Source organism: Nocardioides sp. P5_C9_2, assembly GCF_054049555.1.
This window is the reverse complement of sequence record NZ_JBFUMD010000247.1, coordinates 1-5654: the sequence shown is the minus strand read 5'-3', so window position 1 is coordinate 5654 and position 5654 is coordinate 1. Positions and strand designations below refer to the sequence as shown.

Below are 5654 nucleotides of genomic sequence, written 5' to 3'. Positions count from 1 at the left end.
ACAGGAGATTCCATGGCTGAGACCGACGAGACCCCGATCGAGACCACAGAGGTCTCGCGACCGACCAGCACGGTGGACTTGGACAAGTTGTCCCTCGTCCAGTGCCTGCAGGACTTCGAGGTCGCCAACGCGCGGGTCATGGACCTGACAGCGCGGCTCACCGGCATCAACGGTCAGCTGGTCGCGCAGACCGCGGAGCTGGAGAAGCTGCGTCTGCGCAACAAGGTGCTGCGCCAGCAGAACCGGAGCCTCAAGCAGGAGATGAAGGACATCCTGGGGTCGCGTGCATTCCGGTCGGCGTCGGCTGCCTCCCGCGTGGCGCAGCGAGCCCGGAAGAGTCTTTCCCGGTGATGACGGAGGGCACGGCCAAACCGCGCGTGTTGTTCTGCGTGACGGTCTACAACGGTGAGCCGTTCGTGCCGCGCACGCTGGAGTCGGCCTTGCACATCGATACGACGCAGGCGGACATCGACGTGCTGGTGCTCGACGATGCCAGCCCCGCGCCCGGGTGGAGCGAGCGCCTGGCGGAGCTGTGCGCCCGGCTCGGGATCGGCTACTACTGCACCCCTCGCAACCTGGGGATCCCCCGCAACGTGTCCCTCGGCATGATCGCCGCCATCGACGGTGACTACGACTACGTCGTCATCAGCAACAGCGACGTGATCTACCCGCGCAACCTGATGAGCCAGATGTTGAGGGCAGTGAACCAGGAGGGCGTCGGCTCGGTCACGGCCTGGTCCAACAACGTGTCCCTCTACTCCCTCCCCAACGAGGATCCGGACCTCCACCTGTCGGACCAGGATCGCGTCGACTGGATCAGCGGTGCGCTGGCCGATCACTACGGCGACGCCGTGATGGACGTTCCGGCGGGGATCTCCTTCTCGATCATCATGCCGATCGAGGTCGTCAAGGACGTGGGTGTCATGGACCCCGTCTTCGGACGTGGATACTGCGAGGAGACCGACTGGTCGCTGCGCAGCCTTGCCGCGGGCTACCGGATCGGTCTGGCCCCTGGGACGTTCGTGTACCACCAGGGTCGTGGGTCCAACCTGGACGCCGGTCTTGTCTCCGACGACCACACCACCGTTCCCGAGAATGAAGCGGTCATCGATCTTCGATACCCCCTCTTCCGGACCCAGGTCGACGCGTTCTCCTCCAGCGGTGTCCTCACCAAGGCGCACCATGACGCGGCTGAGGCGATCATCCGCGCAACAGGGAGGGCGTTCGGATACACCGTTCAGATCGGCTGGTTGCCGCCCATCCCGGGTCGCACGGACMTCGTGCAGGTGCAGGTCGCTCCCGACGGGCGCCCCGAGGTGCGCATGCACACCCTGGGCTTCGAGGCAATGATCGAGCTCGACGGCGTGGATATTGCCTCCGAGCTGCGGCGCTACTTCGACCGGGATCCGGTCGAGGTCAATCTCACGGAGCGCGGAACAGCGGCGGCAGCCTTCGCGTCCGCGTTCGGGGTCAGCACGACCGAACGACTCGGCAACTACCCCGCGCGGGTCTGACCATGACCTCAACTCGAGCCGAAGAGGTGGCCGTATGAATCTGTTCGCACGTGGCAATCCTGACTCTCGGGCCGGACACACCCCAGCTTCTCGGGTACCCCCGAAGCCCTACAGCGGCGATCCCCTGGTGCGCCTCGAGACCGACGCCGGGCCGCTGTGGATCCCGGCCTCGGACGGAGTGATGCGTCCCTACATCCAGGAGCGCGGGACCTGGGAGGCCGATGAAGGTCGGTTGCTCCTCGAGTTCGTGCGTCCCGGCATCCGGTTCGCCGACATTGGTGCCAACGTCGGCTACTTCAGCCTGCTCATCGCCAAGCACGCCCGCAACGCCGTGATCCATGCCTTCGAGCCGCACCCCGTGACCAGTAGGGTGCTGGCCCTCAACGCGTGGAACAGCGGCGCCGACATCACCCCTCATGCTCTGGCGCTGTCCGCAGGTGAGCGAACCCTGACGCTCAGCACAGCGCCGACGAACCTCGGCGACACACGCACAGGTGTCTTGGACACGGCCGAAATGATTGCGCCCGCTGCCCCGCTGGACTCAGTGTTGCCGGACGCCGCCTTCGACCTGGTGAAGATCGACGTCCAGGGCTTCGAGCCTGACGTCCTCGCGGGGATGACCGGGGCGCTGGGCAGGAGTCCGGGCGTCGTCATCGTCAGCGAGTTCTGGCCGACGGCGTTGCGAGAGCGGGGACTCGACCCCATCGACGTGCTGGGCATCTTCAAGTCTATGGGCTTGACGATCAAGACGCAGGTGGCGGCCAACCTGACCGACCTGCCGCCCGCCGACATCGTGCGGACGTGCGACCAGGCCGGCACAAACGGCCAGGTCAACCTCGTGATGACCCACGCACGCGGCTAGGCGAGCATCTCGGCGACAGCAGGCTGAAGGTACGGCGCAAGCGTCTCGGCGAATGTAGCGCTGAGATGGTTGTAGTCGCAGAGCACGATGACGCCGCCGATCACGGCTGGACAGGATTCCTCGGTACACATGAGGGGATTCAGGTCGATCGACGAGATCTGAGGGTTGTCGGACGCGGCCGCCGCATCGAAGAGCAGATCCGGGTAGATCCATTCGTCCGGTGTCCCGGCGCAGGCCCCGAAGTCGTCTGGATTGGCGGCGATGCAGTCCGGCATCTCCTTCTCCGGGGTCCACGGGGCAGGCGTGTCACGAATGACCAGCACGTCCGGCCCGGCGGCCGTCCACTCGTCGAGCAGGTCGGAGTACTGCGCCTCCGTGCTGTCCTCTGCCTCGTCGAACATGGCCATCACGATGCCGTCGTAGCCCTCGCTGGCCAGGCGCTGGGTGGTCTCCTCCTCGAGCTCCTCGCACGTCGGGCTGCCGTCCGCCGTGCCGTCGGGGTTCTGGATCGAGATGGGGAGACACGCGCCGATGATGTAGGTGTCCATCTGCCAGCCGTTCTCGCTGGCGATCTTCTCCAGAGCCGGCTGCCACTGACCGGCGTGCGAGTTCCCGACGAGGGCGAACTTCTTGGTCGGAGACCCGATGTCACCTCTAGAGCAGGAGATCAACTCGCCGAACGGGGGCCAGTTCAGGCACTTGGTGATGCCCTCCGGGCGGTCCTGCTTGGCAAACTCGGGTGACGTCACCAGCTCGGCGTCCCGGGGGCAATCCCGTGAGGGGTCCATGGCCCCCGCGCCGAAGCAAAGGGCCTCCGCGTCGCGGGTGGCCGCAACGGCAGCAGCGTCGCGGGCCGTGGTGAGGGAGACCCATCCTGCGACCGCGGCACCCACCACCATGACCATCGCCGACAGGGCTGCACCCAGCGCAAAGGTCCGGGCGGTCCGGTTCTTGAAGGCGGGATGTGAACGCACAGGGTTCTCCAGGAGAACGGTGCTCGCCCAGGCAACGACGAAGGTTGCGGCGAAGAGTGGAATCCCTTCCCACGGCTGGATGCGGCGATCGAGAACGGCGGGGAGGAGCACGATGGCCGGCCAGTGCCAGAGGTACAAGGAGTACGAGATGTCGCCGGTGAGCTGGACGGGAYGGGAGTGCGTCAGCCCCCGGGGATTGGCGATGTGAGCCGGGTCGGCCGCAATGATCAGGAGCGCGGCACCGACGGTGGGCAGCAGGGCGGCGTACCCCGGGAACGGGGTGCTGTGGCCGAAGGCAAAGAGCGAAACGCCGATCGCTGAGGCCCCTGCGGACATGAACGCCATGCGCACGCTCGTTCGTCCTCCGAGAAAGCGCTGGATGGCGGGGTTCGCGGCGGCCAACACGCTCCCGACTCCGAGCTCCCACACCCGCGCGAACGACGAGAAGTAGGCCTCTGAGGGTGCGGACCAAGTGAGCGACAAGCCGTAGCCGAACGACAGAGCCGTCAGGATCAGCAGGCCGGCGAGGAAGACGCGCCGGACGTGTGCCACGCCGGATCGGCGAGCCACGAGCGCGAGGGACGCAACGACGAATGGCGCGCCGATGTAGTACTGCTCCTCGACCGACAACGACCAGAAGTGCTGGAACGGCGTGGGGGCGGTCCCAGCCTCGAGGTAGTCGGTTGCATCGGCGATGAGTCGCCAGTTCTCGATGTAGAGCATGGCCGAGACGGCATGGACGACGCTCTCGCGCCACTGGCTCGACGGAACGAAGGCCACGACGACGCCGAGGATCACGAGGATGACCAAGGCTGCAGCCGGAAGAAGGCGCAGGACGCGTCGGGCCCAGAACTGCAGGAAGCCAGAGACGTTGCGTGGCGGCCTCTGGATGAGATGACTCGTGATCAAGAAGCCGGAGATGACGAAGAAGATGTCGACGCCGACGAACCCACCCGGAACGCGGTTCGGGTAGAAGTGATACCCCACCACCGACAGCACGGCGAGGGCGCGCACGGCCTGGATGTCGTGACGACGGCGAGAGGTGATGTCGGTCGGGGTCACCTCGGTGCCGCGTTGTGCTGCTTCGAGTGGCATCGAGTCGTTCCTTCGGAGGAGTTCATGGCCAGGTGCGCGGCGCGGAGCCGGTCCTGAGCTGGCGAGTCGTCGCCTGTCGTGGCGTAGCTGTGGTCGCTACCAACTACTGCAGGTCGTGGGTCGAGGAGCGACGTGCCGACCCTGACCGGCATGGTCGACTGAGATCACCGATTCACCGAGAGGCTTCGGACCGTCCGTAGTCATCCTCGAGTCGATGGATGTCGTCCTCGCCCGTGTAGGAGCCGCGCTGTACCTCGATGATGACGAGATCGTCCTCGTGCGCGTTGGTGATCCGGTGTGCTGCGCCCACGGCGATGTCCACGGACTGGCCGGACTCGGCCACGACCGTCGCACCGTCGACGACGCACGTTGCCGTCCCGGTGACGACGACCCAGTGCTCAGAGCGGTGCTCGTGCGTCTGGTAGGACAATCGCTGGCCGGGGTTCACATGGATGCGCTTGACCTTGTAGGCCTCGCCCTCGTCGAGGACGTGCCACGAGCCCCACGGCCGGTCTTCCGATTCCTTGGACATGCATGTTCCCGTCATCCGTTTTACGACGGACCAACATTAAGCGACGGGGGCCGGCAACTCCTCGTCGGCGAAGGGGGACGACTCAGTCCCGCAGCGGGTGCGCGATCTCGTCGGCCGGCAGCCGGGCCCACAGGGTGGCCACGACCGCCACCACCAACGGCACCGTCCCGGCGATGAAGAAGGTGTTGCGCAGCCCGATCGCGTCGGCGACCGGCCCGGCGAGCGCCATCGAGATCGGCATCAACGACACGCTCACGAAGAAGTCCAGCGAGGCGACCCGGCCCAGCAGGTGCGGCGGCACCCGACGCTGGAGGAGCGTGCCCCAGATGACCATCGGGGCGGAGAAGAGGGCGCCCATCACCGCCGCCGAGGCCACCACGACCCACACGCTCTCGGCGAGGGCGATCACCACGAACGGCACGCAGCCGAGCCCCCACCCGAGGTTCATCAGGGTCAGGTAGCGACGCGGCATCCGGATCGAGGCGACCACGAGGGAGCCGAGCGCACCACCGATCCCGAACGCGGCCAGCACGTAGGAGTGGTCGGTCGGCCCGCCGCCGAGCCGGTCCTTGATGAGGAACGGGATCAGCACCTCGAGCGGCCCCATCATCACCAGGATCATCAGCGAGGCGAAGAGCAGCGTGGCCAGCAGCCACGGGGTGCGGACCATGTAGGAG

6 protein-coding genes are annotated in these 5654 nt (G+C 66.6%); 3 read left to right on the top strand and 3 right to left on the bottom strand.

Translation table 11 applies throughout. The features are described 5' to 3' along the window. Positions 1-12: 12 nt before the first annotated feature. The 3 genes from ACXJKL_RS13015 to ACXJKL_RS13005 are packed head-to-tail and all read left to right on the top strand — an operon-like array spanning position 13 to position 2376. The gene (locus ACXJKL_RS13015; protein WP_457207467.1) at positions 13-351 is read left to right on the top strand and encodes a hypothetical protein; all 339 of its coding nucleotides are present in this window, start codon (positions 13-15) and stop codon (positions 349-351) included. A 38-nt stretch (positions 352-389) separates the two neighbouring features. Further along, positions 390-1514, top strand: a complete 1125-nt coding sequence (locus tag ACXJKL_RS13010) for a glycosyltransferase family 2 protein (protein ID WP_457207466.1) — start codon at positions 390-392, stop codon at positions 1512-1514. A gap of 34 nt (positions 1515-1548) precedes the next feature. After that, positions 1549-2376, top strand: a complete 828-nt coding sequence (locus ACXJKL_RS13005) for an FkbM family methyltransferase (RefSeq protein ID WP_457207465.1) — start codon at positions 1549-1551, stop codon at positions 2374-2376. Here ACXJKL_RS13005 and ACXJKL_RS13000 read toward each other — a convergent pair. The 3 genes from ACXJKL_RS13000 to ACXJKL_RS12990 form a co-directional block, all read right to left on the bottom strand. Then, the gene (locus ACXJKL_RS13000) at positions 2373-4445 is read right to left on the bottom strand and encodes an acyltransferase family protein (RefSeq protein WP_457207464.1); all 2073 of its coding nucleotides are present in this window, start codon (positions 4443-4445) and stop codon (positions 2373-2375) included. The two genes, ACXJKL_RS13005 and ACXJKL_RS13000, sit on opposite strands and share 4 nt — an antisense overlap. Before the next feature lie 172 nt (positions 4446-4617). Further along, entirely contained in the window at positions 4618-4977 is a 360-nt protein-coding gene (locus ACXJKL_RS12995) for a phosphomannose isomerase type II C-terminal cupin domain (protein WP_457207463.1), read from the bottom strand. Positions 4978-5059: 82 nt separating this feature from the next. Continuing rightward, positions 5060-5654 (bottom strand): MFS transporter (locus tag ACXJKL_RS12990; RefSeq protein WP_457207462.1); only part of this gene is annotated, 595 nt, incomplete at its 5' end.